The organism is Pseudomonas sp. (genome assembly GCF_030684895.1).
Classification (GTDB): Bacteria; Pseudomonadota; Gammaproteobacteria; order Pseudomonadales; family Pseudomonadaceae; genus Aquipseudomonas.
The window spans coordinates 1-1,700 of the sequence record NZ_JAUXXP010000078.1 but is presented as its reverse complement, the minus strand read 5'-3'; the positions used below and the strand labels follow the sequence as shown (position 1 = coordinate 1,700).

The following is a 1,700-nucleotide window of genomic DNA, read 5'->3' as shown; positions in this document are numbered from 1 at the left end:
CTTCACGGCTAACCTGCTCCGCCTGCACCGCCTCAATATCAATACGGTTGTACAGCGTCTCGATACGCTCGGCAGGCCAGTTCGGCAAACAGGCACGCATATCATCGCGCACCGCATTGGAAACGCCGAGCAGCGCCAGGCGCTTACGAAAGAAGTTGGCAAACAGCTGGCGGGTTCGCCGCTTGTAGTCGCCAAAAGCATGATGCACACCGATCACGGGGAGATCGCTGCCCAGCAGGGCGACGTAAATCGGCTTAAAACGGTGGGCGACACAGAATTTAAAGTCGCGCGAAGCGGCGATGCGTTTGAGGTCGCGGATCGCCTTGAGCTTGAGTCCTCGCACTTCACGACTGGAGTAGTCGAGGAAAATCACTTCGTCAGACGCCGAGCCTTGTTCGACAACCACGCTCGGTTTACCCGTCAGATAAACCGTGCAGACTTTATAAGGCGTGCCGACAAAGAGCGCGGCGTACTGCCGTGCGCAATCGAGGAAGGGGCCGTCATAGCCGTGACAGAACTGCAGAACCCACGGCTGATCAGCCCCGGCAGCCTCAGATGTTGTCATACCACCCCTTGCCATCCTTGACCACCAAGATGTCTTCCATGATCAGGTACGGCAGGTCCGAGCCGAAGAACATATTCAGCGCATCGGTCGGCGAGCAAATCATCGGCTCGCCGCGACGGTTGAGCGAAGTGTTCAGCGAGACGCCATTGCCGGTGAGTTTTTCCAACTCCAGCATCAGGTCATACCAGCGCGGGTTGTATTCGCGTTGAAGCACCTGGGCACGCGAGGTACCGTCTTCGTGCACCACTTCGCTGACGCGGGTTTTCCACTCTTCATTCACTTCAAAGGTGAAGGTCATAAACGGGCTGGGGTGATCCACCTTGAGCATCTGCGGGCCGACAGTGTCGAGCATCGACGGGCAGAAGGGCCTCCAGCGCTCGCGAAACTTGATTTGTTCGTTGATCCGGTCAGCCACGCCGGGAATGCTCGGGCAACCGATAATCGAGCGACCACCCAGTGCACGCGGACCAAACTCCATACGCCCCTGGAACCAGGCCACGGGGTTGCCGTCGACCATGATCTTGGCGATGCGCTGCGGCATGTTGTCGATCTGTTTGAACACTGGCTTGTTCGGGTGACGGGCGCAGGCGGCGATCACCTCTTCGTTGGAGTACGACGGACCGAGGTAGACGTGTTCCATCTTCTCCACCGGCACGCCGCGCTGGTGCGACACATAGGCGGCTGCGCCGACGGCTGTACCGGCGTCGCCGGAAGCGGGTTGTACGAACAACTCTTTCACGTCGTCGCGAGCAATGATCTTCTGGTTCAACTTGACGTTCAGCGCGCAACCACCAGCGAAGGCGATCTTGCCAGTTTCGCGGATGATGTCGCCCAAATAGTGCTCCATCATCTGCAGCGCGAGCTTCTCGAACAGCGCTTGCATGCTGGCGGCGTAGTGGATGTAAGGGTCATCGGCGATATCGCCCTGACGCTTAGGCCCCAGCCACTCGATCAGCTTCTTGGAGAAGTAGAAGCCTTTGCCGTTTTCTTTATAGCGGCGCAGACCGATGACGTTGGCGTACTCGGTGTTGATGATCAGCTCGCCGTTTTCGAACGTGGCCAAACGCGAGAAATCGTACTTGCTGGCATCGCCGTAAGGGGCCATGCCCATGACCTTGAACTCACCATCAAGCAT

General features: G+C 58.2%; 2 protein-coding genes. Both read right to left on the bottom strand.

Annotated elements, in window-relative coordinates:
- A partial coding sequence (locus Q8M42_RS17270; protein ID WP_305284999.1) for a glycosyltransferase occupies positions 1-565 on the bottom strand: 565 nt, incomplete at its 3' end.
- On the bottom strand, positions 552-1,700 hold a 1,149-nt coding region (locus tag Q8M42_RS17265; protein ID WP_305284997.1), incomplete at its 5' end, for a carbamoyltransferase C-terminal domain-containing protein. The genes Q8M42_RS17265 and Q8M42_RS17270, both read right to left, overlap by 14 nt.